Genomic DNA, 23,826 nt, shown 5'->3' with positions numbered 1-23,826 from the left:
ATCATGCGCCGAGCATGGTGTAGCCGCCGTCGGCGACCAGGAAGCCGCCGGTGATGTGCCCGGCGTCTTCGGTGGCGAGGAACAGCGCCGCCCCGGCGAGCTCCTCAGGCCGCGGGATCCGGCCCATCGGGGTGGCGTCCCGCAGCTTCTCGGCGCGGCCGGTGCGCCAGTCCTCACGGCCGAGCGTGGCTTCGGTTTCGATGAAGCCGGGCGCGAACACGTTCACCCGCACGGTGGGGGCGAAGGCGTGGGCGTAGGACTTGGTCAGGCCGATGATCCCGGCCTTGGCCGCCGCGTACTGGGGGGCGCGGGCGCTGCCGCGCGCGACGACGGTCGAGCCGATGTTCACGATCGCGCCGCCGCCCTGGGCGAGCATCCGGTCGCCGAACTCGTGGGTGCACAGCAGCGTGCCCTTGATGTCGACGGCGAGGACGTGGTCGACCGACTCCTCGGTGAGGTCCCGCCAGGACATCTGGTCGCGGGCGACGTCGCCGACGTTGTTGACCGCGACGTCGACCCGGCCGAAGTGGCTCCAGACCTCGTCGGCCATCCGGCGGATCTGCGCGTGCTCGGAGATGTCGGCTTGGACGAGGAACGCCTTGCGGCCCAGCTCCTCGACGCGGGCCGCGGTGCGCTCGGCGCCGGCGCGCGAGCCGCGGTAGTGCACGGCGACGTCGGCGCCCTCGGTCGCGGCCCGGACGGCGATCTCGGCGCCGAACCCGGTGCCGGCGCCGGTGACGAGGACGGTCTTGCCGGTGAAGCGCACGGAAGTTCTCCTTCAGACGAGGGTGCGGCCGCCGTCGGCGTACAGGACGTGTCCCGTGACGAAGGCGGCTTGGTCGGAGCAGAGGAACAGGATCGGCCCGGTCAGGTCGGCCGGGGTGCCGAGCCGCCCGGCCGGGACGAGCGCGGTGAGGCCGTCGCGGACGCCGGGCTTTCCGAGGTGGTCGTGGGTGAGGCCGGTTTCGGTGTAGCCGGGCGCGACGGCGTTGACCGTGACGCCCGAGGCCGCCCACTCGCGGGCCATCACCCGGCACAGCTGGTTGACGGCGCCCTTGCTCGCGGCGTAGGGCGCGTGGTGCGGGTGGGCGAGCAGGCCGGAGACCGACGACAGGTAGACGATCCGGCCGTACCCGCGGGCGACCATCAGCGCGCCCGCCGCCTTGCCGGTCCAGAACGCGCTGTCCAGGTTGACCGAGGTGATCCGGCGCCAGACGTCGTCCGGAGTGTCGAGGACCGGTCGCCGGTCGTTGACGCCGACGGCGTGGACGAACACGTCCAGCCGGCCGAGCAATCCATCGGCGCGGGTGACGCATTCGCGCCCGCCGCCGGCGTCGGTGAGGTCGGCGCGCAGCGTGCGAAGTCCCTTCTGCGCCAGTTCGTCGAGACGCTGGTCGTCGACGTCGGCGACGACCACGTCCGCACCGGCCTCGGCGAGCGCGAGCGCGGCCGCGCCGCCGATCCCGCCCGCGCCGGCGACCAGCGCGCCCTTGCCCCGCAGACCCAGCCAGTCCACTTCCGCTCCCTGCTCTCGACCTGGCGGCGACGCTAGGGCGCGGCTCGCCGTCACGGAACGGATGTGTCATTCAATGGCAGGGTCTCCCGTCCGCGCCGGGCGTGCTGCTGGGATCGGGGCATGACGAGACTGCCCCGCCTGTCCCCGGCCGGCCTGGACGACGACCAGCGCGCGCTCTACGACGCCATCGCCGGTGGTCCCCGCGCGGGCGGCCCGTTCCCGCTCACCGACGCCGCGGGCGTGCTGACCGGGCCGTTCAACGCGATGCTGTTCGCCCCCTCGACCGGGCAGGCTCTGCAGGGGCTGGGTGCGGCCGTGCGGTACGAAACCGCGCTCGGTGACCGGGCGCGGGAGCTGGCGATCCTGGCGGTGACGGCGCGGTGGGACTGCGCGTTCGAGCGGTACGCGCACGAACCGGCCGCCCGTGCGGCCGGGGCGACGGAGGCCCAGCTCACCGCGGTCGGCGCGCTGACGCTGCCGGACGGCCTCTCCACCGTCGAAGCGGCGGTCCTGCGGTTCGTGCTCGCGCTGCTGCGGGACGAGGACGTCGACGACGTGACGTACACCGACGTCTTGCCAACCATTGGCAACCGCGTGGCCGTGGAGCTGACGACGCTGGTGGGCTACTACGCGACGCTCGCTCTCCAGCTGCGCGTCTTCCGAGTCACCGTCCCCGTGGAGCGCCCGTGAAGCTCGTGACCTTCGACGACGGCCTGGTCGGCCGCATCGCCGACGACCTGGTCCTGGAACTCGATACCGCCTCGGCGCGCGAGTTCTTCGAACGCGGCGGGAGCGTGCCCGAGACCGGGCGGCGCTTCCGGCTCGCCGAAGTCCGGCTGCGCGCGCCGATCGTGCCGAAGAAGTTCTTCCACACGGCGGGGAACTTCCGCGAGCACCACGACGACCTCGCCCGCGTCAGCTGGTCGCACCCGGTCAACAAGGGCATCGTGTTCTTCCAGAACGTCGACGCGATCATCGGCCCCGGCGACCCGATCGTGTACCCGTCGCACTTGACGAACGAGCTGGACTACGAGCTCGAAATGGCCGTCGTGATCGGGAAGCCCGGGAAGTTCTTCACCGCCGAGCAGGCGGCCGAGCACATCGCCGGGTACCTGGTGTTCAACGACATCACCGCGCGCGACATCCAGCGGCGCGAGATGGAGTCGGGGGTGTTCTCGTTCTCGAAGGCGATCGACACGTTCTGCCCGATCGGCCCGTACATCGTCACCGCCGACGAGGTCGGCGACCCGCACGACCTCGACATGGAGCTGCGGGTGAACGGCCAGGTGCGGCAGAAGTCGAACACCGCCCGGATGTCCGTCTCGATCCCGCAGCTCGTCGCGTACCACTCGCCGCAGGTCTACAGCGCGGGCGACCTCGTCACGACCGGCACGGTCGCCGGCGTCGCCGCGAGCACCGACGACCCGTTCTCGAACTACCTGAAGCCCGGTGACGTGGTCGAGGCCGAGATCGAGAAGCTCGGCGTGCTCCGCAACCGGGTCGTCTCGTGGGAAGACGCCCACGGCACCCCGCCGCCCGCCGCCGACCAGTGGCGGTGACGGATGCGCTTGGCGAACCTCGGCGGCCGGGCCGCGCTGATCACGGGTGATCGAGCCCTCGACGTCTTCGACGCCGGCGGCTTCGGCCCGGACCCGATGGACGTCCTGGAGAACTGGGCCGCGTTCACCGAGTGGGTCCGGACCTCGCCGCCCGGCTCTTCCTTGGTCGACCCGGCTCGGCTCGGGCCGCCGGTCCCGCGACCCCGGCAGGTGTTCGCGGTGGCGCTCAACTATCCGCCGCACGCGGCCGAGGCGGGGTTCGGGCCCCCGGCGGATCCGTTGGTGTTCACCAAGTTCCCGACCTGCATCGCCGGTCCACAAGAGACGGTTTCGTTGCCGGGCGACCGCGTCGACTGGGAAGTCGAACTGGTGGCGGTGATCGGCAAGGGCGGCCACCGGATCACCGAGGAGTGCGCACTCGAGCACGTCGCCGGGTTCATGATCGGCCAGGACCTGTCGGAGCGACGGATCCAGTCGCTCGGGAAGCCGCCGCAGTTCTCGCTGGCCAAGTCGTTCCCCGGTTTCGGTCCGACCGGTCCGCACCTGGTCACCGAGCTCGCCCCCGATGCCGCGATCACCTGCCTGCTCAACGACGAAGTGGTGCAGAAGGCGTCCCTCGGCGACATGATCTTCGGCGTCCCGGACCTGGTGGCCCGGTTGTCGGCGGTGTGCCCCCTGCTCCCCGGCGACCTGATCTTCACCGGCACCCCGGCCGGCGTGGGCAACCGCCGGACCCCACCGCGCTACCTGACCCCGGACGACGTGCTGACCAGCCGCATCGACGGCCTCGGTGAACTGCGCACCCGGTTCCGCGCCGGCGTGCTTACTCCAAGCTGATTGAGCACTATCGTTGCTGAATGGAGCTGAGGCAGGTCGAGCACTTCCTCGCGGTGGTGCGGTGCGGGAGTTTCACCGCGGCGGCGCAGGAGGTGCACGTGGTGCAGTCGGCGTTGAGCGCGTCGATCCGCAAGCTCGAGGCCGAGCTGGGACTGCCGCTCTTCGAGCGCACCACGCGCCGGGTGGCGCTGAGCGAGGCGGGGCGGGCGCTGGTGCCCCTGGCGCACCGGATCGTCGCGGACGTCGTCGCCGCGCGGGGTGAGGTCGCGGCGCTGGCCGGGCTGGCGAGCGGACGGGTGTCGATCGGGACGATCCAGGCGCTGAGCGTGCTCGACCTGCCGGCGAAGCTCGGCGAGTTCCGGAAGCGCTACCCGGGTATCCGCCTGCACGTCCGCGACGGCACGGTCCCCGGTCTCGCGGCCGCCGTCGCGAGTGGTGAGCTCGATCTGGCGTTCCTCGCCGGCGACCAGCCGTTGGCCGGTGACCTGTTCGGGTTCCGGGAGTGGAGCCAGCAGCTGGTGCTGCTGAGCCACCCGGGCCATCACTGGGAACGCCGGCGGCGCGTGCGGCTCGCCGAACTCGACGACGAGCCGTTCGTCGAGTTCGGCGGCAGCGGCATCCAGGCGATGGTGGCGAGCCGCTTCGCCGACGCGGGAGTGCGCCAGAACCGGGTCTGCGAGGCCACGCACCTGCCGCTGCTGGTCGAGCTGGTGGCGGCCGGGCTGGGGGTGTCGGTCGTGCCGCAGCCCGTGGCGGAGCGGTCCGGCCTGCCGTTCGCGCGCTTCGAACGGCCCGCCATCAGCCGCGCGATCCACCTCGTGGGCCGCGGTCCGGAGCCGGCCAATCCGGCGGCTCGGGCGTTGCTGACGCATCTGCTGACGTAATCCCCCGGCGCCCGACGGGTGCGAACAGCAGCGCGCATCCGAGGAGCCCCAAAGCCAGTGCCACGGTGGTGAACCCGACCAGCGCGGCGACGGCCGTCAGCGCGAGCGCGCGGACCCCGAACAGGCGCAGCAACCGGATGAGATCGGTGGTTTCGGTGTCCGCCATGCCTCGAGTATCGGCCCGGGGGAGGTAACGAGTCCAACGCATGGTTGTGCTCGGATTCAGCTCCGGAATCGCTGAGTGCCGGATGCTCAGGCCGGGGGCCGCACCAGGGTCTCCAGGTTCGCCCGGGCGATCCGCTTGCGGAATTCCCCCGCGTAGGAGGCGTCACCGGAGTCGTGCATCGTCTCGGTCATCCACACCGCCGAGGCCTGGCGCCGCCAGACGTGGTCCAGGCAGGTGTCGGAGTACTTCTCCAGCAGGCCGGCGTCACCCTTGCCGACGTACTCGACGACCGCGCGGGCGAGCACGTCGGCGTCGTGCAGGGCCAGGCTCATCCCCTCGGCGCTCATCGGGGAGATGAGGCGGGCGGCGTCCCCGACGAGGTGGAGCCGGCCGTGGCTCATGGGGCTGAACACCACGCCGCGCAGGGGCACGATCTGCTTGCTCACGATCGGTCCCGTGCGGGCGGACGGACGGCCGAACCGTGCTTCCAGTTCGGCCCAGACGCGCTCGTCCGGCCACCGGTCGACGGTGTCGGTGACCGGGCACTGCAGGTAGATGCGGCTCGCGCCGGGCCCGCGGGTGATCTGCGCCGCGAAGCCGCGGGCGTGCACGGCCATCACCGCCAGGGGGTCCGCGGGGACTTCCGCGAGGATCGTCAGCCACGCGTAGCCGAACTCGTGGGTGTGGCAGTCGAGCACGTCTTCCGGGATCGTCGGCCTGCTGACCCCGTGGTAGCCGTCGCTGCCGGCGACGACGGCGCACTCGATCACCATCACCGCACCGGCGGGATTCCGGTAGCGGACCGAGGGGTGCTCGGTGTCGATGTCCACTATGGACACATCCGCGGCCTCGAACCGGAGATCGCCGCCGTCGCGCAGGAACACCTTGATGAGGTTGCGGACGAGGACCTGCTGCGGGCAGAAGGCCGCATCGGCGTCGTCTTCACCATCGTCGGTCTTCCAGAGCCGCTCTTCGCCGTCGATGAGCAGCGGCATCTCCGGGGCATCGGGGCCGCCGGTGATCGCTTCGACGACCTCCTCGACGCCCCACCGCCGGAGCAGACGCACACCGCGGGCGTCCAAGGCTCCGGCGCGCTGCCGGTTTTCGACGTGTTCGCGGCTGTGCTTTTCCAGGATCGTGCAGTGAATCCCGCTGCGCAGCAGGAAAGTGCCGAGTGCGAGGCCGGCGATTCCGCCGCCCACGATGACCACGGCCGTGGTCTCGTTCCCCTGTGCCATCTTGGTCCTTCGCTCGAAGATCGCTGTCGATCACCACTGTGATCTCCGAGCTGATTGCCGACCACCGATAGACAGCCACAAGATAAGGGAAACCCGCCACGTCGGAGGCTAGCCCAGTTCGGCCTGGTACCGCCCCGGTGTCTGGCCGACGACGGCGGTGAACGCTTCGATGAACGTGGACGGATTGGCCCAGCCGCAGGCGATCGCGGTGCCGGTGACCGATCGGCCCTCGGTCAGGTGGAGCACGGCGTGGTGGATGCGCAGGATCGTGCGCCACCGCTGGAAGCTCATCCCGAGCTCGGTGTGGAACAGGCGGCTCAGCGTGCGCTCGCTCGCCCCGGCGGCCCGGCCGAGCTCGGCGAGGGTGGCGCCGCGGCCGGGATCGGCGTGCAGCAGCCCGGTCACGGCCAGCAGCCGGTCGTCGCGCGGTTCGGGCAGGTGCAAGGACTGTTCGGGGGCTTCGACGAGCTCGTCGATCAGGACGGCGCGCAGCCGCCGTTCGGCGTCCGGACTTCGTCCGCTGTCGCTCGTGAGGGCGAGGAGCGCCTCGCGCACCAGCGGGCTCACCGCGAACACGCTGGGCCGCAGCACGAGGTCACGGCACTCGTCGGCGGGGATGGCGAGCAGGCGGGCGTCGGTGTCGCCGTAGAAGCGGTGGGCGTGGTCGAAACCCGGCGGTGTCCAGGTGACGCGGTTGGCCGGGGCCACCCAGGTGCCCTGCTCGGTCGTGGTGGCCAGGACGCCCGCGGCCGCGTACACGAGCTGGCCGTCGGGGTGGGAATGGGCGTCGAGGTGGTAGCCGTGCGGAATCCGGCCGGCGCCCCCCGGTGTCGTGGAAAGTCGGCCGGCTTCCCGCATCAGTTCGCCGGGAAGAACAACCGCAGGCGGTCCACCCGGCCTTCGGGGTGCGCCATCAGCCAGACCACGGCCGGCGGGCAGTGCTCGGGATCGTGGGCCGGGCTGACCATCTCCATCTCCCACACGGTGAAGTCGCGGCTGGTGACGGCCTGGACGAGGTGCTGCCGCACGCCGTACGCCAGGTCCATCTCCATGCCCGCCACGGCCATGTCCGCGCCGCCCCGGTAGCCCTGACCGCTGATCATGCGCATGCCGGGCGACCAGCGGTCGGCGACGACGCCGGCGAACTCGCCGCGCCCGGCGGCGGCCAGCGTGTCGGCCGCCTCCCGCGCGCTGGCGGCGTTGCGCGCGGCGGCGTCGTCGTACGCCAGGTCGGCGGTGGCCAGCAGTGCCTCGGACAACTTCGCCCGCGCCTGGTTCAGCCGGCTGCGCACCGTGCCGACCGGAAGCTCGCAGGCGGCGGCGATCTGCTCGTACGACGTGACGTCGCTGAAGTGGCGCAACAACACCACCTCCCGCAGCGCGGGGGACAACCGGTCGATCGCGTGCCAGATCCAGTCACGGGACACGTGGTCGTCGAGGATGCGTTCGGGAGTCGCGGGATCGGCTGGCGGTCGCGGCTCCGCGACCGGCACGAGCCGGCGCGCGGCGCGCAGGCGTATGCGGCAGGCGTTGCGGACGATCGCGTGCAGCCACGGGCCGGCCGCGGCCGGGTCGCGCAGGGTTCCGATCCGGCGCAACGCGAGCAGCGCGGCGTCCTGCAGGGCGTCTTCGGCGTCCGGCCCGTGGCCCAGGATGCTCAGTGCCACCGCGCGCATGCCGGCCTGGTGCCGGGCGAGCACCATCCCGAGAGCGCTGACGCTGCCCGCCTGTGCGCTGCGCGCCAGCTCGATCTCGAGGTCGGTCACGTGTCCATTCTTCCCGGCCCGAGTCCGCGGTGACTCACACGACGGTGTGACGCACGCCATGCCCGCCGGATCGAACTTCCCGCCGTCGGCCCCATCTTGCCGGTGTCCCAGCCCCACGCGATCGGAGATTCCCATGGACATCGGCACCCACACCATCGAGCTCGACGGCGTCCGGCAGCGCTACCACGTGCACGGCCGCGGACCGGTGTGCGTCGTGCACCCCGGCGGTCCCGGCGTGGACTGGGCGTACCTGCGGATGCCGGCGCTCGAACCGCACCTGACCATGGTCTACGTCGAGCCGATCGGCACCGGCGGCTCCGGTCGGCTGGCATCGCACCCCCACGGCTACACCCGCGAACGCTACGCCCGCGCCCTGCTCGCGCTGCTCGACCACCTCGGCCTGGACACGGCCTGCCTCCTCGGTCATTCCCACGGCGGGTTCGTCGTGCAGTACTTCGCGGTGCACCACCCGGACCGCGTCGCCGGGGTGGTGCTGTACGACAGCGCGCCGGTCACCGGACCGGAGCACGGCGCCGAGGCCCAGCGCAACGTCGCGGAGTTCGCGCACCGCAACGCCGACCGCCCCGACCTGCCCGAGGTGCTGGCCGCGCTGCAGGCGACCGGGTCGATTTCGGACGACGAGGAGATGACCGGCGCCTTGCGGGGCCTGATGCCGGCGTACTTCGCCGATTACTGGGGCCGGGAGGCGGAGTTCGCGCCGCTGAGGAAGACGGTGCTCGGCACCCACATCTCCGGACTGGACGCGCAGCTGGTGCCGGACACGATCGACGACCGGGCGACGCTCGGTTCGCTGGCGGTGCCGGCGCTGGTGATCGTCGGCCGGTACGACGTGATCTGCGGTCCCCGCTGGGCGCACGAGCTGCACGACCTGATCCCCGGCTCCCGCCTCGTGGTGCTGGAGCGCAGCGGTCACTTCGGTCACCTCGAAGAGCCCGAACTGTTCGGCGAGGCGGTGGTGGACTTCGTCACCGGCGGCTGAGCCTCAGGTCGCACCCGGGGGTGCGGCGCGGATCCGCCGGTTCAGTGGGGACCGTCGCGCAGCACGCCGCGCACGTGGTCGACGGAAAGCGACTCGGGTGCGAAGCAGGTCAGTAGCCAGGTCGCGCCGGCCCGCGTGTACGTCGCGCTGTCCTCCCCGGGTTCGACCTCCGCGACGTAGTCGAACGGCCCGGTCCCGGTGCGCAGCGCCTCGACCTGGGCCACGGCTTCGGCGAAGCGGTCGGCCGAGCCGAGGTTCACCGGGAAGTAGCCGTCGAGGCGGGCGGCCCGGCGCATCGGGTTGAGCTTGCCGGGGAAGCCCGCCGCCCAGATCGGGATCCGCCGCGCCGGCGTCGGCAGGAACCGGATGCCGTCCACCGTGTAGTGCTCGCCGCGGTGGTGCACGACGTCGCCGGACCAGGCGGCGGCGAGGATGGCCAACGCTTCGTCGAGCATGCGGGCGCGGACCCGGTCGTCGCACTCCTCGCCGGTGCGGGAGAACTCCTCGCCGAACCGGTCGCCGCCGAGGCCGACGCCGAGGGTGAGCCGGCCGCCGCCGAGGCGGTCGAGGGTGGCGGTCTCGCGGGCGAGCTTGGCGGGGCGACGGCGGCTGATCGCGCTGACCATCGGCCCGAAGCGCAGCCTCGACGTGGCGGTGGCGATCGCGGCCAGGGTGATCCACGGGTCGGCCGCGGCGGCCACCGGTTCGCGCCAGCGGAGGTGGTCCCAGACGAAGAAGCCGTGCCAGCCCGCTTCTTCGGCCTCGGCGGCGAGGCGGGCGACGAGCGCCGGGTCGGCCAGATCGTCGAAGAGCGGGAGCCAGAGCGCGTGCTGTGAGGTCATACCCGGAACGCTACGAAGGCGAAGCCATCGGGAAAAGCGATGAAATCTGGCCGATTTGATAAGCTGTGCTGATGCTGGATCTGCGTCACCTCGTCACCCTCGACGCCGTCGCGGCCGAAAGCACGTTCGGCCGGGCCGCGGAGCGCCTCGGCTACACCCAGTCCGCCGTCAGCCAGCAGATCGCCGCGCTGGAGAAGTCCCTCGGCGGCGCGGTGTTCGACCGGCCGGGCGGCCCGAAACCGGCGCGCCTGACGCCGCTCGGAACCCTGGTGCTGGAGCACGGGCGTGAGCTGCTCGCCCGCGCCGCGGCCGCCGAAGACGCGGTCGAGCGGCCCGCGCCGGCGCGGGCCGGATCGACATCGGGACGTTCCAGAGCGTCACCAACGCGCTGCTGCCCACCGTGGTGCGCAGACTGCGGGACGAGCACCCCGCCGCCGACGTCCGGCTCTTCGAGGAGGAGTCCGCCGAGCCGCGGATCGGCGAGCTCGATCTGCTGTTCTTCGACGGTCGCGTCGGCGGCGAGGTCGAGCAGACCCGGATCCTGATCGACCCGTACGCGGTGGTCGCGCGCCGCGGAGTCTTCCCGCCGGGACCGGTGCCGCTCGCCGCCCTGGACGGCGTCGCGATGGTCGCCCAGCCGCCGATCTGCGACCAGGCGCGGGTCGAGCGGGTGTACGCCGGAGCCGGCGTCGCGCCGCGGATCGTGTTCCGCACCGCGGACAACCGCGGGGTGCTCTCGATGGTGCGCGCCGGGCTCGGGATCGCCGTGCTGCCCCGGCTGGCCCTGGACATCCGGCCGGACGACGACGTTCTCACCGCCCACCCGCTCGACCCCGTGCTCACGCCGCGCGAGATCTGGCTGGCGTGGCCCGCGAACCGGACGCTGTCCCCGCTGGCCGAGCGCGCCCGTGAGCTGGCGCTCGGCCTGGCCGTGGACGGAGAGGCGTAGGCCTGAGCCGCTGCTCGCACCGGCCATCCCGGAGTAGCAGGGTCAATCCTGCTGTCCCCGGGCGTGGTCCAGCACCGCCCGCGCGTCATCGGGGGAGGTTTCGCCGCGCCACGCGATGTACCCGTCGGGCCGGACCAGGACGTACCGGGCCGCGTAGAGACCGTGCAGGTCCGGCCGGTTGAGCCGGTACCGCTTCAGCGGCACACCGGTCGCCGCCGCGGCGGCTTCCCATTCGGGCGCGGGCTGCGCGGCGATCTCGAGGAGCGTGAAGCCGGGGCCGAATTCGTCCTGCACCGACCGATTCCGGTCGAGCCACTGGTGCGGCAGCCGGTTGCCCGGGGCACCGGAGGGCCGGTACTCCGAACCGGTGGACACCGGTGCGGGGCCGTCGTCGGGGACGACCAGGGGTGAGTCCGGGGACGCGGTGCCGAGCACGAAGCCGAGGGTGTACATCTCGGCGGTCTTGGCCTGGCGGATCAGCTCGGCCGTCTTGGCGCGCAGGGCCCGGCCGTCGGGTCCGTCGTCGTCCAGCCCCGCCGCGGCGAGTTCGCCGGTCAGCACCCGCATGTTCCGTTCGGCTTCGGCGATGGCGCGCCGGGCGATGGGACGGCGTTCGGTCTCGTAGGAGTCGAGCAGGCCGTCGCCTGCCCACCCGTGCAGTGCGGCCGCGAGCTTCCAGCCGAGGTCGGCGGCGTCCCCGATGCCCGTGTTGGCGCCGAAGCCGCCCCACGGCGGGTTCTGGTGGGCGGCGTCCCCGGCGAGGAAACAGCGGCCGTCCCGGTAGCGGTCGGCCACCAGCATCCGGGCGGTCCAGGGATCGGTCGCGGTGACGGTGATGAGTTCTTCGGCGCCGATCATGCGGTGGACCGCTCGTTCGTACCACGTGGCGTCGGCGTCTTCCGGGGCGTTGATGATGATGGCCCACCACAGGTCCTCGGTGTCCAGGGTGCCCATCAGGCCGTTGACTTCGGGGTTGACCACCCAGTACTGCACGGCCCGGCCCATGCGGTGGCGGGCCGACAGCCCCGGCGCGTCGAAGATCACCTGGACGTTGCGGATTTCGTGACTGCGGCCGGTGAGCGGGATGCCGGACGCCCGCCGGACGGTGCTGCGGGCGCCGTCGGCGCCGACCAGGTAGCGGCCCCGCACCACGCGTTCCTGCCCCGCTTCGTCCGTCGCGGTCGTGGTGACGCCGTCGGCGTCCTGCTCCACGCCGATCAGGGTCCAGCCCCATCGCGCGCTGACCGTGTTCCGGCGGGCGAGGGTCTCGCGCAGCGCCTCTTCGACGTGGTTCTGCGCGCACCAGAGCGCGGGTTCGGCCAGCTCCGATCGCTGGATGTCGCTGAGCGCGAAGACACCGTCGAAGCGCTCCAGCCGGTGCCCGGTGAGCGAGGTGCAGAAGACGGCCGAATCGGACCACCCGAAGGGCAGGCGCGCGTTGTCGCGCACGGCGCCGGCGATGCCGAGACGCCGGAAGATCTCCATCGAGCGGGGGTTCATCTGCTTGCACCGCGGGGAGGCGAGGCTCGGTTCCGGCCGCGGTTCGAGCAGGACGCAGCCGATGCCCCGGGCGCCGAGCTCGTGGGCCAGGGTCAGGCCGACCGGGCCGCCTCCGGCGATGACGACCTCGGTGGTCTCCGGGTGATCGGTGCTGCTCGTCATGGCGAGGCTCCCCAGCCAGTCGGTGTGATCGTCTCGGCGCAGAGTACGGCGGACAGGGCTTCGCGGTCCAAAGGTAGGAACTCTGCGCTGTCAAGACCGGTGCGGGATCTTGTCTCGCGTTGTCTCCTTGAGAGGTGTTTGTGCGGATCAGGTGGGCCTTTCGCCGTGAATTCGGGTGTCCCACTACGTCTCAGCTCAGGCTATATTCATCTGATGTCTGTCCACTGACCCGCCGGAGAACCCCGATGCGAATCGCCACCGTCGTCGCGCACCTGGTCACCGCCGCAGCCGTTGTCGCGGCTGTCGGTGCCACTCCCGGAAGACCCCCGGACGTCCTCTACGCCGCCCCGTCCGGCCACGGCTCCGTCTGCACTTCCCCCGCTCCGTGCGACCTCGCCACAGCGCGGGACCGCGTTCGCGCGCTCGTCCCGCGGGCCGCCGGGGACGTCGTGGTCGAACTGCGCGGCGGCACCTACTCGCTGACCACGCCGTTGCGGCTGGGCGTGCAGGACTCCGGCCGGCCGGGGCACCGCGTCGTCTACCGCGCGGCCGCCGGGCAGACCCCGGTGTTCAGCGGCGCGATGAAGATCGGCGGTTTCCGGAAGACCGACGCCGCCAAGAACATCTACCGCGCCCCGGTGCCGAAGGGGGTGGCGAGCCGGGAGCTGTTCGTGGACGGCGTCCGCGCGCAGCGGGCCCGCACCGCCCAGGATCCGGGCGGCTTCTCCGTGTCCTCCACCGGATTCACCACCGCCGACGCGTCCTACACGGCGTGGACGAACGCCGCCCGGGTCGAGGTGGTCGCGAACAACGGCTGGAAGCAGCTGCGCTGCCCGCTGGCCTCGATCACGCCCGGCGCCTCGGGCGGCTCGGCGCTGACCGTCGACCCCGGCTGCTGGAACAACAACCACAACTCCGTCCCCAACCCGAGCTTCCCCTTCAATGGCGCGGGATTGCCGAGCCTCGACCGCGTCACCTGGCTCGAAAACGCGTACCAGCTGCTCGGCACACCCGGCCAGTTCTACCTCGATCCCGATGCCGGCTACCTCTACTACGTGCCGCGTCCCGGTGAGGACCTCGCGAAGGCCGACGTCGAACTGCCCGTCGCGCCGGAACTGCTCGACCTGGCCGGGACTCCCGGGCACCTGGCGCCGCTCGACGACACCGACTGGCGCGCCACCTACACCGGCAGCTGGAACTACTCGAACGGCCGCCACCTCGGCGACCTCGGCGCCGACGTGCACTACACCCAGAACAACGGCGACGCCTTCAGCTACACGTTCACCGGCACCGGCCTCCAGGTCCTGACCGAGACGAACTCGGACGAAGGCGACATCGACGTCTACGTCGACGGCGTCAAGAAGCAGACGGTGTCGGCCAAGAGTGCCGAACGGCTCGCGCAGCAGGCCGTCGTCTCGGTCACCGGGCTGGCCAAGGGCAAGCACACGGTCCGCGTGGTCAAGGCCGGTGGCGACTACCTGCTCATCGACGCTTTCACCGTGATCCCCGACGTCGTCGCGCCGGTGCACGACGTCGCCTTCGAGGGGATCACGTTCGCCTACACGACCTGGACCGCCCCGAACACCGCGGGCTACATCGACAACCAGGCCGGGATCCTCTGGGACCCGGCCACCCGGACGCCGACCCGGATCCCCGCGGCCGTGCAGGTGCACCGCGGCGCGCGGATCACCTTCACCGGCGTGACCGTGCAGCACACCGGGACCAGCGGCATCGACCTCGCCGACCAGACCCAGGACTCGACGGTGTCCGGCGGCTCGATCACCGACGTCGGCGGCAGCGGCGTCGCGGTGGGGGAGGTCGACGACTACTACCAGACCCAGCCGTCGCTGATGACCAGCGGCAACACCGTGGCCGGCAACATCGTGCAGCGGCCCGGCCAGGAGTACCAGGACGCCGTCGGCGTCTGGGTGGGCCACAGCCGCGGGACCACGTTGTCCCACAACGACATCGGCTACACGCCGTACTCGGGCGTGTCGATCGGCTGGGGCTGGGGCTGGGCGTCGAGCTGCGCGCTGCAGGCCAAGCAGGGCCTGCCCGACCCGTGCCTGCACGGCACGACCTACACCGGCGGCAACCACGTCGTCGGCAACCACGTGCACAGCGTGATGGGCGTGTTGTTCGACGGCGGCCCGATCTACACCCTCGGCGGCCAGGCGGCGCCGTCGGAGTTCGTCGGCAACGTGCTCGGGGAGTGCATCGACGGCTGCAACATGATCTACCACGACGAGGGCAGCTCGCTGTGGGACACCCACGACAACGTGGTGAAGTTCAGCAACGGCTCGTCGTGGCTGCACCTGTGGACACCGACCATCCACGACGACTACATCCACGGCAACTTCACCGACACCCCCCAGTACGAGAACAACGGCACCGACGTCACCGTCGAACAGTCCACAGTGGTCTCCGACGGTCGCTGGCCCGCGGCGGCGCAGGCGATCATCGACGCCGCCGGGCCGGGCACGCCGCCGGGCAAGGTGCTCGACGACGACGACCTCCGGATCTCCTACTTCGGCAGCTGGCGCTCCAGCGGTTCGCGCACTTACGGCGACCTGGAGAACGGGGTGCACTACAGCCAGCAGGACGGCGATTCGGCGTCGGTCACCTTCACCGGGACCGGTATCAGTTTCCTCACCGAAACGAATTCCGACGAAGGTGACATCGGCGTCACGCTCGACGGGGTTTCGAAGGGAACCGTCAGCGCGAACACCGCCCAACGGCAAGCCCAGGTCCCCGTTTATTCGGTGACCGGGCTCGCCGCCGGGCGGCACACGCTGACCGTGTCGAAACTGAGCGGTAGCTATTTCCTGGTGGACGGCTTCCGCGTCCGGTAGCGGCTCAGTAGTCCAGCGACCGGAGGTCGACCGCGTCGGCCATGGCCTGCATGCCGGCTTCGTTCGGGTGGATGTGATCACCCGAGTCGAAGCCGGCTCGCAGCGCCGCAGGATCGGAGGGGTCTTGCAGCGCCTTGTCGAAGTCGGCGACGCCGTCGAACTGCCCGCTGGTGCGGATCCAGGCGTTCGCCGCCCGGCGGATCGACTCGCCGTGCTCGCTGTAGCCGCCCGATCCCTTGTCCGGCGACATGGTCCCGCCGATGATCCGCACCCCGGCCGCGTGCGCCTGCCGGATCAGCGCGCCGTACCCGTCGATCAGGTGCTGCGCGGTCAGCGGAACGCCGCCGGGGCCGGCGTTGTTGCCGATGTCGTTGATGCCCTCCATCAGGATCACCGTCCGGACACCGGGCTGCGCCAGCGCGTCATGGGCGAACCGCTTGAGCGCGCTGACGCCCTGCCAGATGTTCGGCACGTCGGTCAGCACCCGGTTGCCGCCGATCCCGGCGTCGACCACCGCGGTCGGCCGCGGTCCGGCGAGCCGGCGGGCGAGGTCGTCCGGCCAGCGGCGGTAGGCGCTCGCCGGGGTGTTGTAGCCGTCGGTGATGGAGTCGCCGAACGCCACCACGGTGCCGCGCGCGGTGGGGGAGACGACGTCCAAACCGGACAGGTAGTACCAGGAAGTCGTGGCGGCGACGTAGTTCCCGTCGTCGGTGTCGGCCGCGTGGTCGCCCGGCTTCGAGAGGTAGGAGACGTCGAACGCGTCGGAGTGCCAGGTCGCCGAGCTGGTCGCCTGGGGCAGGTACAGGCTCACGAGCAGGTTCTGCTCCGCGCGCACCGACATCGCGACCGGGTCGCTGACGGCTTCCTGGCCCGCCGGGATCGTCAGCGTTCTCGCCCGCGAAAACGTCACCGCGCGCCGGGATCCTTCGACGGCGGTCGCCTTCTCGGACTGCAGCGCCACGCTGACGGCGCCGACGGCGAGGGGGGTGGTGCCGCGCAAGTTGGACAGGTGCAGACGTAGACCGTCCCCGCCGACGCTGGGGTGCACGACCATCCGCAGCGTCTGATCGGTGAAGTTCGGCCCGCCGATCGTCATGCTCGGCGACCAGACCGAAATCGGCCGGTGTGCGGAGGAATCCATTTCCGCGACGGCTGTACCAGTGCTGCCGGAAATCAGGGAAAGGATTATCGCCGCGATCGTCAGTGTCTTTTTTGTCATCGCCGGAAACCACCTCTTCGGTAGGGGATCTCCAGTATTGCCACGCATTCACGAAAATAGCCAGCAGTATTTCAGTGGGCCGGTGTTCAGGCGAGTTCGTCACCGTAATCGGCCGGGCGGGTGCGGAGCTTGGCCGCGATCCGGGCGAGTGCCAGCCGGTCGGTTTTCGTGAGGGGGTCGAGCACGAGCTCGCGGACCGAGCGCACGTGGACCGGTGCCGCGGCGACGACGACCTCGTGGCCGGCGTCGGTGAGGGCGGCGAGCGTGTAGCGGCCGTCGGCGGGGTCGGGGGAGCGGGTGACCCAGCCGCGGTTCTCCAGGCGCTTGACCACATTGGACAGCCGGGAGAGCGACCCGTTGGTCAAGTAGGCCAGCTCGCTCATCCGGATCCGGTGGTCCGGGGCCTCGGAGATCTGGCTGAGCGTCATGTACTCGAACAGCGTCAGGCCCGCGGTGTGCTGCAACGGCGCCTCGAGCCGGCCGGGCATCAGGAGCGCCAGCGAGATCAAGCCGGTCCAGGCTTCCTTCTCCGCGGCGTCGAGCCACCGCGGCTCGTCCGCGGCGCCGCCGGGACCCGGGCTGGTGATCGAGGCCATCGGGCCACTGTACCGCCCCGCCTTGACTTCACTCTTGAAGTGACGGCAGACTGGGATTACTTCAATATTGAACTCAAGGAGTGAGCAGGATGGCCGTTGCGCTGATCAACCCGGACGGGCACGTCGTGGTCCCGGACTACCACCACGTCGCCGTGGCCACCGGCGGCAAGCAGATCCACATCGCCGGCCAGGTCGCCTGGGACGGGAACGGCACCCTGGTCGCACCCGGCGACCTCACGGGCCAGGTCGCGCAGGTGTACCGGAACGTCGCCAAGGCGCTGGCCGCGGCGGGCGCCACGTTCGCCGACGTCGTCCGCTTCACCTGGTACGCGGCCGGGTGGCGGCGCGAGATGTACGACGCCTTCCGGGCCGGCGTCGAGCAGGCGGTGAAGGAACTGGACATCACCACGGCGCCACCCGCGGCGCTGATCGGCGTCGAGATCCTGTTCGACCCGGAAATCCTGGTCGAAGCCGAGGTGACCGCCGTCGTGGACCGGTGAGCGGAGCCGCCGAGCGGCACCCGGCGGTTTGCGTGCCCGGTCAGGGACCGGCTTCGAGCAGGTCGAAGACCTGCACGCGGCCCGGCCGGCGGGCGGCACAGGTCAGCGGGCGGTCGAGGGAGCGGAACCGTTCGCGCAGCACCACGGTGCACGCGGGGTCGTCGAAAGTCACCCGCCAGCGCTCGTCGCCGTCACGCTCGGCGGCGACGAGGCGGAGGTCGTCGACCCCACGCGCGCCGGTGGCGGCGCGGGCGTGGTGGTGCGCCGTCTGGACGACCGGGGGCAGCGACGACCGGCCGCGGAGTTTGGCCGGCTCCAGGATTCCCTCCGCGTAGGAGCGGACGATGCCGGCCGCCTCGGCCGGGTCGACGCCGCCGAAGGTGAAACCGTGCGGCAGCAGCACGACCGCGGGAGCGAACCGGCACCCGCCGAGGTGACTGCACTCCCACGTGCCGTCCGGGTCCGCGCCGGCCAGTGCCGCGGCGAGCGGACGGCCGCGAACCGCGCAGCAGGGGTCGTGCTTGCCGTGCGTGCACACCAGGGTGAGCGGCCGCGCCCAAGACCGTCCACTGTGGAACGGAAGGGTCGCGAGCTCGGTGGTGTCCCGGTATTCGCCCGTGAGGATGCCTTCGTGACCGGGCCGGGAGTCGACCCGGAACCACCGGCGCGGCCCGGTGTCGCGCCGGCGGCCCGGACGGCGGATGAGCGCGACCCGGCCGCCGTACCGGGCCGCCCAGGTCGTCAGCGCGGCGGGCTCGAGGCCCGGGCTGGTCAGCGCCAGCTGCTCCCACGGGCCCGGGTGCTCGATCAGCAGCCAGTGGTCGGCCGGAGGTGCGGTGCCTTCACGGCGGTCGCCGGCGGCGTCCGCCAGATCGGCGCAGCGCCCCCACGCGGGGGCGCTCATGCGGAGCCGGCCACGAGCACGCCTTCTCGCAGCAGCCGGCGCACGAGGACGAGCTGGTCCGGTTCGTCGAGGCCCGGGATCGCGCCGACGTGCCAGGTCCGCCCGTCGAGCAACGCGCGCACGGCCGTCGAAGTGGTGCCGGGCAACGAGATCCGCCGGTCCGTCAGCTCCAGCACGGTGCGGCCGTCGGCGGTGTCTTGGACGCGGTGGCGCAGGCAGGTGCGGCGGCGCACGGCGTCCCCGGCGGTGAGGTCCCGCGCGAAGGCCGCGGCCGCGATCGGGCGGACGGGTTCGGGCCGCCCGCCCGGCCACACCCGGTCGCGCACGTGCCGGGCCACGGCCTCGGCCGGGACGCGCGCCAGCGCCTCGATCAGGGCGTCCCGCACCGGCCCGACGTGCTCGGCGGCCTGGCCGGGGTCGGCGACGTCGATCCCCAGTGGCAGGGAGGCGCGCAGGCGCTCGTCGGAGGCGACGAGCGCCGCGAGCGCTTCGACGAGCGCGAACCGGGTGACGACGTGGATGCCGATGGTCAGGTGGGCGGAGACGTCCCCGAGCGCGGTCGCGGAGTGCAGCCAGCCGCGGGGGAGGTACATCAGGTCACCGGGTTCGAGCACGGCGTCGATGACCGGGGTGTCGTCGCGGGCGCGGGCGGCGACGGCGTCGGCGTGCGCGCTCCACGGCTGCGTGCGCAGCGGGGCGGGGTGGACGGGGGCGTGCACGGACCAGTGCTTGCGGCCGGCGAGCTGCAGCACGAACACGTCGTGCACGTCGTAGTGCGCGGAGAACCCCTGCGACGACGGCGGGGTGATGTAGGCGTTGGCCTGCACGGGGTGGCCGAGCTCGTCGGCGAGGCCGACGGCGAAGTCGACGACGGCGGGCCAGGTGCGGTGCAGGGCCTGCAGCACGATCGTGCTGCCGTCGGCGAACAGCGCGGCGACCTTGTCGTCGCGAACCTGGTCCCCGATCTCGGCGCCGACTCCACCGCCCCCGGTGAACGAGCGGGAGTCGAGCACCTCGCCTTGGCGGGCCAGACGCAGGAAGGGCGTCCGCAGCCCGCGGCGGGACAGCAGTTCGTCGGCGCCGTCGAGGTCGAGCAGGTCCCGGAAGCCGGCAGCGTCGGCGGCGCGACGCAGCAGGGGGGTTCGGCCCCAGTGCTGCGCGGCGAAGGCGTCGACGTCGGGACCGACCAGGCGCGGCAGCACCTTCCCGTGCGGCGGAGCGCCCGCCGGCACCGAGGAAGGCTCGGTGCCGGCGGTGGGCTCGTTCAGGTCAGTTCGCGCCACTGTCCGCGCCGCCGTCGGCTCCACCGTCGTGCTGGCCCGGCGTGCCTCCGCCGGCGCCCGAGTCGGCCGGTCCTTCGGCGCCGCCGTCGGCTCCGCCGTCGTGCTGGCCCGGCGTGCCCCCGCCGGCACCGGAGTCGGCCGGTCCTTCGGCGCCGCTGTCCGCGCCGCCGTCGTGCTGGCCGGGTGTGCCTCCGCCGGCACCGGAGTCGGCGGGACCTTCCGGACCGCTGGTGGAGCTGGTGGAGATGTCGTCGTCGTTCAGGCTCATGTCGGTTTCCCTTCGGCGGTTCCGGCCGATCGCCGGTGAGCCGCCGGTTACCCCAGATGGCGGCTGTTCAAGCATTCCGGCGGGCGAACCGCCCACCCGCGTCCGGCCACGCGGCGGCCCCGGCGGACATTCACCCGGACAATATGAATCAGTTTTTGGCGTCGGGGCAATTCCGGATCGGGTCACAAGAGGGCAACAACTGCGCATCTCACTCTTTCGAGTGGACTACCACTCACGATGGGTCACTCGGGCTGAAACTGGTAACTCCGATGGCGGATCTCACGACTGTCGGGACGTCTCTCATTCGTGGTCGGTCACATTCCGTGCCTGATCCTGGACGAAAGGTCGGTCGCCCATGGGTGCTCATGGTCCGACGTTCCTGGCCACCAGGGGGCACGTCTCCGACCGGTGGCGACCCCGGCTCGCGGCGCGCAACCGGTGGCTGCTCCTCGCTCTGGCCACCGCCGCGGTCGTCCCGGCCGACGACGGCGGTGACGTGTGGGCGATGGCCGCGGTGTTCGCCGTGGCCGGTGCCTCGGTCCTGGCCTACCGGGCGCTGGTGCGCGCGGCGGCGAAGGTCGAAGCCGCACTGGACGACGAACTCGACACCCGGTGATCCCTCGATTCGGCTGAGCGCGGATTTCGTTCCGTTTTGCTTGCGCCCGCCGGAAAGCGCTCCACCGGATCGTGAGTAATGGCGGATGACCGCGCTGATTCAGGCCTTGAGTTCCTTGCGTTCCCGCTGTGCCGGCGGTGGACAGTCGAGGACCTTCGCGCGCCGTTCAGCGGTGCACGGCGAGCCGCCAGAGCGAAGTGACTTCGGCCGCGCGCGCTGCGTGCAACGGATCGTCCGGATCGGACGCGCGGGGGTGGCGCGGCCGCGTGTCGGTCTTGCCGACCACCGTCAACCCGGCGGCGTCGATCGCTTCGAGGAGATCGGCCCGCGACCGCAGCCCGAGGTGCTCGGCGAGGTCGGACAGCACCAGCCATCCCTCGCCGCCGGGCTCGAGGTGCTTGCCCAGCCGATCCAGGTACCCGCGGAGCATCCGGCTGCCCGGGTCGTACACCGCGTGCTCGATCGGCGACGTCGGCTTGGCCGGCAGCCACGGCGGGTTGCAGACCACCAGGGGTGCCTCGCCGGGTGGGAACAGGTCCGCCTTGACGAACCGCACGCGGTCGGCGAACCCGAGCCGGTCGAGGTTGTCCTGTGCGCAGTCCAGCGCCCGCTGGTCGAGGTCCGTGGCCACCACGGATTCCACGCCGCGGCCGAGCAGCACCGCGGCGAGCACGCCGGAGCCGGTGCCGATGTCGAACGCGAGCCTGGTCGACGGGAGCGGAGCCGCGGCCACGAGGTCGACGTACTCGCCGCGGGCCGGCGAGAACACCCCGTAGTGCGGGTGGATGCGAGCGCCGAGCCCGGGCACCTCGACACCCTTGCGCCGCCACTCGTGCGCGCCGATCACGCCGAGCAGTTCGCGCAACGACACGACCGACGGCCGGTCCGCCGGGCCGTAGGCCTCCGTGCACGCCTCCCGCACGTCGGGCGCCCGGCGCAGGGGGACGACGTGCCCGGGCTCCACGGGCACGAGCAGCTTGCCCAGCAGCTGGGCCTGCCGCGCCTGCCGCTGGCGGTGCAGGTGGAACCCCTCGGCGGCGCTCTTCGCCGGACGTCGCTTGCCCGCCCGGTCGATCCGCCTGCCCACGGCCTTCAGCAGCTGCCGCGCGTTCTGGAAGTCGCCGCGCCACAACACGGCCGTGCCCTCGACGGCCAGGCGGTAGGCCTCGTCGGCGGTGAAGTCGTCGTCGGCCACGACGATTTCCGACGGCGGCGGCGCGTTGTTCTCCGACCGCCACTCGGCGGTCAGCTCTTCGCCGTCCTCGACCCAGCGGACGAGCATCGATTTCCCCCAGACCACGGTTTTCCCGGCACCCCACGATGTCAGACGCGGGTCCACCACGAACGGGCGCCCGGGCTACCCGAGGCGCACGGCGGCGTCGTGGAACGCGCGGCGGACCGCCGAGACGTCCTGGGCCCGGCTCGGGTGCACGCGGTTCGTCAGCAGCACGTAGTACCGGCGGCGGACGGGCTCGACCCACAGGCTCGTGCCGGTGAACCCGGTGTGGCCGTAGGAATCCGGCTGCAGCGCGGTACCGACGGGCGAACCGGGGACGTCCAGGCCCTGCCACGCCAGCCCTCGGCGCAACCCCCGCGTGTGGCAAGCGATCATCTCCGCGTGCGTCTCCGGCTTCAGCAGCGGGGATGCGCCCGTCGCCAGGATCCGGCCCAGGCGCGCCACGTCCGACAGCGGCGCGAACAGGCCCGCGTGCCCGCAGATCCCGCCCAGCACCACCGCGTTCTCGTCGTGGACTTCGCCGGTCACGACCCGGCCGCGCCACGGGCAGTCCTCGGTGGCCACCGCGTCGTCCACCGGGCCGAACCCCGTGTCCGGCAGGCCCGCCGGGGTCGTCACCAGGTCCGCGACCAGGCGGTCCAGCGGCCGGCCCGAAGCCGCCGAGGCGATCAGGCCCAGCAGGATGAACCCCTGCGACGAGTACTCCACCCGGCTGCCGGGCGGGGCCGGCAGCGGGGTCGTCCGGATGGCTTCCAGCAACTTCGTCCGCGTCGGGAAAGTGCGCCACAGCGGTGTCCCGCCGGGCAGGCCCGACGTGTGGGTCAGCAGCTGCCGCACGGTGATCGACGCCTTGTCGGTGCCCGCGTAGGACGGCAGGAACTCCGGGAGCGGGTCGTCCAGCGACAGCTCGCCGCGCTCGGCCAGTGCGGCCACCACCAGGCCGACGATCGGCTTGGTCACCGAGGCCAGGTCCCAGCGGCTCGCCTCCGTGACCGGTGGTCCGTCCCACCAACGCGCGCCCAGCGTTCCCTGGTCGAGCACGTCGTCCGCCGTGCCGACCGACCACGCCGCCGCGGAGAAGACCCGCGCGTCCCGCGCCCGGGCCAGCAGCTCAGCGAGCATCGACCGCTCGCAACGGCGTCCCGGCGAGCACCGCCGAGAGCCGGTTCGCCGCCTCGGCCACCAGCGGGCCCAGCACGGCGAAGCTCGACGGCTGCAGCGTGAAGGTCAGTCCCGACACGCTCACCGCGCCGGCCACCGCGCCGCCGGCGTCCAGCACCGGGGCGCCCAGGCAGCGCACGTGCGCCTCGAACTGCTCGTCGTCCACGACGTAACCGGCGCTGTCGACGGCGGCCAGCTCGGCCCGCAGCGATGCCGGGTCGGTCACCGTCTTCGCCGTCCGCGCCGCGAGCGGGGCGTGCAACACCGCGTCCACCTCGGCCTCGGGCAGGCGCGAGAGAATCGCGCGGCCGACCGCCGTGCAGTACAGCGGCACTTCGCCGCCGGGCCGGGTGTTGAGCTGGTACGCCTGCTCCGGCTCGAGCTTCTCGACGTACACCGCCCGGTCGCCGTGGCGCACCGCGTAGTGCACCGTGTGGCCGGTCCGCCGCTGCAGGTCGGCCAGCACCGGCCGCAGCGGCCGCGTGCCCGCCAGCGCCGCCGCCGAGAGCCCCAGCAGTCGCGGGCCCACGGCGTAGTGCCCGCTGCCCGCGCCCACCGCGTACCCGGCCTCGGCGAACGTCTGCAGCATCCGGTGCACGGTCGGTTTCGGCAGGTCACAGGCCTGCGCCAGGTCGGCCAGCCGGTGCGGCCCGCCGGGGCCCGCCAGCGTCGCGAGCACCTCCAGGGCCTTCTCGACCGCGCCCCGGGTGCTGGGGGAAGCGTTGACAGCGTGGTTCACGGCGCCTAGCTTAGCGCAATCGCGTTCCATGT

24 protein-coding genes and 1 pseudogene are annotated in these 23,826 nt (G+C 72.1%); 10 read left to right on the top strand and 15 right to left on the bottom strand.

From position 1 onward, the window contains the following. Position 1 precedes the first annotated feature (1 nt). Both AB0M59_RS26975 and AB0M59_RS26970 read right to left on the bottom strand, forming a co-directional pair. On the bottom strand, positions 2–766 hold the full coding sequence (locus tag AB0M59_RS26975; protein ID WP_364620057.1) for an SDR family oxidoreductase: 765 nt from the start codon (positions 764–766) through the stop codon (positions 2–4). Between the two features lie 12 nt (positions 767–778). Beyond that, positions 779–1,516, bottom strand: a complete 738-nt coding sequence (locus tag AB0M59_RS26970; protein ID WP_364620054.1) for an SDR family oxidoreductase — start codon at positions 1,514–1,516, stop codon at positions 779–781. Positions 1,517–1,636: 120 nt separating this feature from the next. Here AB0M59_RS26970 and AB0M59_RS26965 point away from each other — a divergent pair, with 120 nt between their 5' ends. Genes AB0M59_RS26965 through AB0M59_RS26950 form a run of 4 tightly spaced genes read left to right on the top strand, consistent with a single transcriptional unit; the run spans position 1,637 to position 4,796 of the window. Next, a complete protein-coding gene (locus AB0M59_RS26965) occupies positions 1,637–2,206 on the top strand; it encodes a carboxymuconolactone decarboxylase family protein (protein WP_364620051.1) in 570 nt (189 codons plus the stop codon). After that, positions 2,203–3,075 carry a fumarylacetoacetate hydrolase family protein gene (locus AB0M59_RS26960; protein WP_364620048.1) on the top strand — a complete coding sequence of 291 codons (873 nt, stop codon included), beginning with the start codon at positions 2,203–2,205 and terminating at the stop codon, positions 3,073–3,075. Before AB0M59_RS26965 ends, AB0M59_RS26960 begins: the two co-directional genes overlap by 4 nt. Positions 3,076–3,078: 3 nt before the next feature. Then, positions 3,079–3,912, top strand: coding sequence for a fumarylacetoacetate hydrolase family protein (locus tag AB0M59_RS26955; protein WP_364620045.1), 834 nt, complete (start codon positions 3,079–3,081; stop codon positions 3,910–3,912). Between the two features lie 20 nt (positions 3,913–3,932). Continuing rightward, a complete protein-coding gene (locus AB0M59_RS26950; protein WP_364620042.1) occupies positions 3,933–4,796 on the top strand; it encodes a LysR family transcriptional regulator in 864 nt (287 codons plus the stop codon). Positions 4,797–5,048: 252 nt separating this feature from the next. Here AB0M59_RS26950 and AB0M59_RS26945 read toward each other — a convergent pair whose 3' ends face one another. The 3 genes from AB0M59_RS26945 to AB0M59_RS26935 form a co-directional block, all read right to left on the bottom strand. Beyond that, positions 5,049–6,200 (bottom strand): 4-hydroxybenzoate 3-monooxygenase, encoded by a 1,152-nt coding sequence (locus AB0M59_RS26945; RefSeq protein ID WP_364620039.1) that lies wholly within the window; start codon positions 6,198–6,200, stop codon positions 5,049–5,051. Between the two features lie 108 nt (positions 6,201–6,308). Beyond that, entirely contained in the window at positions 6,309–7,058 is a 750-nt protein-coding gene (locus AB0M59_RS26940; RefSeq protein ID WP_364620036.1) for a helix-turn-helix transcriptional regulator, read from the bottom strand. Beyond that, on the bottom strand, positions 7,058–7,966 hold the full coding sequence (locus tag AB0M59_RS26935; RefSeq protein WP_364620033.1) for a sigma-70 family RNA polymerase sigma factor: 909 nt from the start codon (positions 7,964–7,966) through the stop codon (positions 7,058–7,060). Before AB0M59_RS26935 ends, AB0M59_RS26940 begins: the two co-directional genes overlap by 1 nt. Before the next feature lie 133 nt (positions 7,967–8,099). Between AB0M59_RS26935 and AB0M59_RS26930 the strand changes: the two genes are divergently transcribed. Continuing rightward, on the top strand, positions 8,100–8,966 hold the full coding sequence (locus AB0M59_RS26930) for an alpha/beta hydrolase (protein WP_364620031.1): 867 nt from the start codon (positions 8,100–8,102) through the stop codon (positions 8,964–8,966). Between the two features lie 41 nt (positions 8,967–9,007). On the opposite strand, the gene AB0M59_RS26925 is transcribed toward AB0M59_RS26930, so the two are convergent. Next, on the bottom strand, positions 9,008–9,808 hold the full coding sequence (locus AB0M59_RS26925) for an LLM class flavin-dependent oxidoreductase (RefSeq protein ID WP_364620028.1): 801 nt from the start codon (positions 9,806–9,808) through the stop codon (positions 9,008–9,010). Between the two features lie 71 nt (positions 9,809–9,879). Between AB0M59_RS26925 and AB0M59_RS26920 the strand changes: the two are divergent. Both AB0M59_RS26920 and AB0M59_RS26915 read left to right on the top strand, forming a co-directional pair. Continuing rightward, positions 9,880–10,011: pseudogene (locus tag AB0M59_RS26920) on the top strand (LysR family transcriptional regulator); the annotation flags it as partial. 197 nt (positions 10,012–10,208) lie between these two features. Continuing rightward, the gene (locus AB0M59_RS26915; RefSeq protein WP_364620025.1) at positions 10,209–10,757 is read left to right on the top strand and encodes a LysR family transcriptional regulator substrate-binding protein; all 549 of its coding nucleotides are present in this window, start codon (positions 10,209–10,211) and stop codon (positions 10,755–10,757) included. A gap of 42 nt (positions 10,758–10,799) precedes the next feature. Here the strand turns inward: AB0M59_RS26915 and AB0M59_RS26910 are convergent, their stop codons facing one another. Beyond that, on the bottom strand, positions 10,800–12,419 hold the full coding sequence (locus tag AB0M59_RS26910; protein WP_364620022.1) for an FAD-dependent monooxygenase: 1,620 nt from the start codon (positions 12,417–12,419) through the stop codon (positions 10,800–10,802). 245 nt (positions 12,420–12,664) lie between these two features. On the opposite strand from AB0M59_RS26910, the gene AB0M59_RS26905 reads away from it, so the two are divergent. Further along, the gene (locus tag AB0M59_RS26905) at positions 12,665–15,271 is read left to right on the top strand and encodes a hypothetical protein (protein WP_364620020.1); all 2,607 of its coding nucleotides are present in this window, start codon (positions 12,665–12,667) and stop codon (positions 15,269–15,271) included. Positions 15,272–15,275: 4 nt separating this feature from the next. Here AB0M59_RS26905 and AB0M59_RS26900 read toward each other — a convergent pair whose 3' ends face one another. Together AB0M59_RS26900 and AB0M59_RS26895 are read right to left on the bottom strand one after the other, a co-directional pair. Next, entirely contained in the window at positions 15,276–16,490 is a 1,215-nt protein-coding gene (locus AB0M59_RS26900) for an SGNH/GDSL hydrolase family protein (RefSeq protein WP_364620017.1), read from the bottom strand. A gap of 86 nt (positions 16,491–16,576) precedes the next feature. Continuing rightward, positions 16,577–17,086 carry a MarR family transcriptional regulator gene (locus AB0M59_RS26895; RefSeq protein ID WP_364620014.1) on the bottom strand — a complete coding sequence of 170 codons (510 nt, stop codon included), beginning with the start codon at positions 17,084–17,086 and terminating at the stop codon, positions 16,577–16,579. A gap of 89 nt (positions 17,087–17,175) precedes the next feature. On the opposite strand from AB0M59_RS26895, the gene AB0M59_RS26890 reads away from it, so the two are divergent. Beyond that, positions 17,176–17,586 (top strand): RidA family protein, encoded by a 411-nt coding sequence (locus AB0M59_RS26890; RefSeq protein WP_364620012.1) that lies wholly within the window; start codon positions 17,176–17,178, stop codon positions 17,584–17,586. Positions 17,587–17,626: 40 nt separating this feature from the next. Here the strand turns inward: AB0M59_RS26890 and AB0M59_RS26885 are convergent, their stop codons facing one another. The 3 genes from AB0M59_RS26885 to AB0M59_RS26875 are packed head-to-tail and all read right to left on the bottom strand — an operon-like array spanning position 17,627 to position 20,041. Beyond that, positions 17,627–18,490, bottom strand: coding sequence for a sucrase ferredoxin (locus tag AB0M59_RS26885; RefSeq protein ID WP_364620009.1), 864 nt, complete (start codon positions 18,488–18,490; stop codon positions 17,627–17,629). Beyond that, positions 18,487–19,722, bottom strand: a complete 1,236-nt coding sequence (locus tag AB0M59_RS26880) for a cupin domain-containing protein (protein WP_364620007.1) — start codon at positions 19,720–19,722, stop codon at positions 18,487–18,489. Before AB0M59_RS26880 ends, AB0M59_RS26885 begins: the two co-directional genes overlap by 4 nt. 37 nt (positions 19,723–19,759) lie before the next feature. Then, the gene (locus AB0M59_RS26875) at positions 19,760–20,041 is read right to left on the bottom strand and encodes a hypothetical protein (protein WP_364620005.1); all 282 of its coding nucleotides are present in this window, start codon (positions 20,039–20,041) and stop codon (positions 19,760–19,762) included. Between the two features lie 355 nt (positions 20,042–20,396). On the opposite strand from AB0M59_RS26875, the gene AB0M59_RS26870 reads away from it, so the two are divergent. Then, entirely contained in the window at positions 20,397–20,657 is a 261-nt protein-coding gene (locus tag AB0M59_RS26870) for a hypothetical protein (protein WP_364620002.1), read from the top strand. A gap of 166 nt (positions 20,658–20,823) precedes the next feature. Here the strand turns inward: AB0M59_RS26870 and AB0M59_RS26865 are convergent, their stop codons facing one another. The 3 genes from AB0M59_RS26865 to AB0M59_RS26855 form a co-directional block, all read right to left on the bottom strand. After that, a complete protein-coding gene (locus AB0M59_RS26865) occupies positions 20,824–21,939 on the bottom strand; it encodes a class I SAM-dependent methyltransferase (protein ID WP_364620267.1) in 1,116 nt (371 codons plus the stop codon). Between the two features lie 75 nt (positions 21,940–22,014). Then, positions 22,015–23,016, bottom strand: coding sequence for a serine hydrolase domain-containing protein (locus AB0M59_RS26860; RefSeq protein ID WP_364620000.1), 1,002 nt, complete (start codon positions 23,014–23,016; stop codon positions 22,015–22,017). Continuing rightward, on the bottom strand, positions 23,006–23,794 hold the full coding sequence (locus AB0M59_RS26855) for an IclR family transcriptional regulator (protein WP_364619997.1): 789 nt from the start codon (positions 23,792–23,794) through the stop codon (positions 23,006–23,008). The genes AB0M59_RS26860 and AB0M59_RS26855 overlap by 11 nt, the downstream gene beginning before the upstream one ends. Between the last annotated feature and the right edge of the window lie 32 nt (positions 23,795–23,826).

It is taken from the genome of Amycolatopsis sp. NPDC051371 (genome assembly GCF_040682155.1).
GTDB lineage: Bacteria > Actinomycetota > Actinomycetes > Mycobacteriales > Pseudonocardiaceae > Amycolatopsis.
The sequence above is the reverse complement of the archived record's forward strand: the minus strand, read 5'-3'. Positions and strand labels throughout refer to the sequence as shown.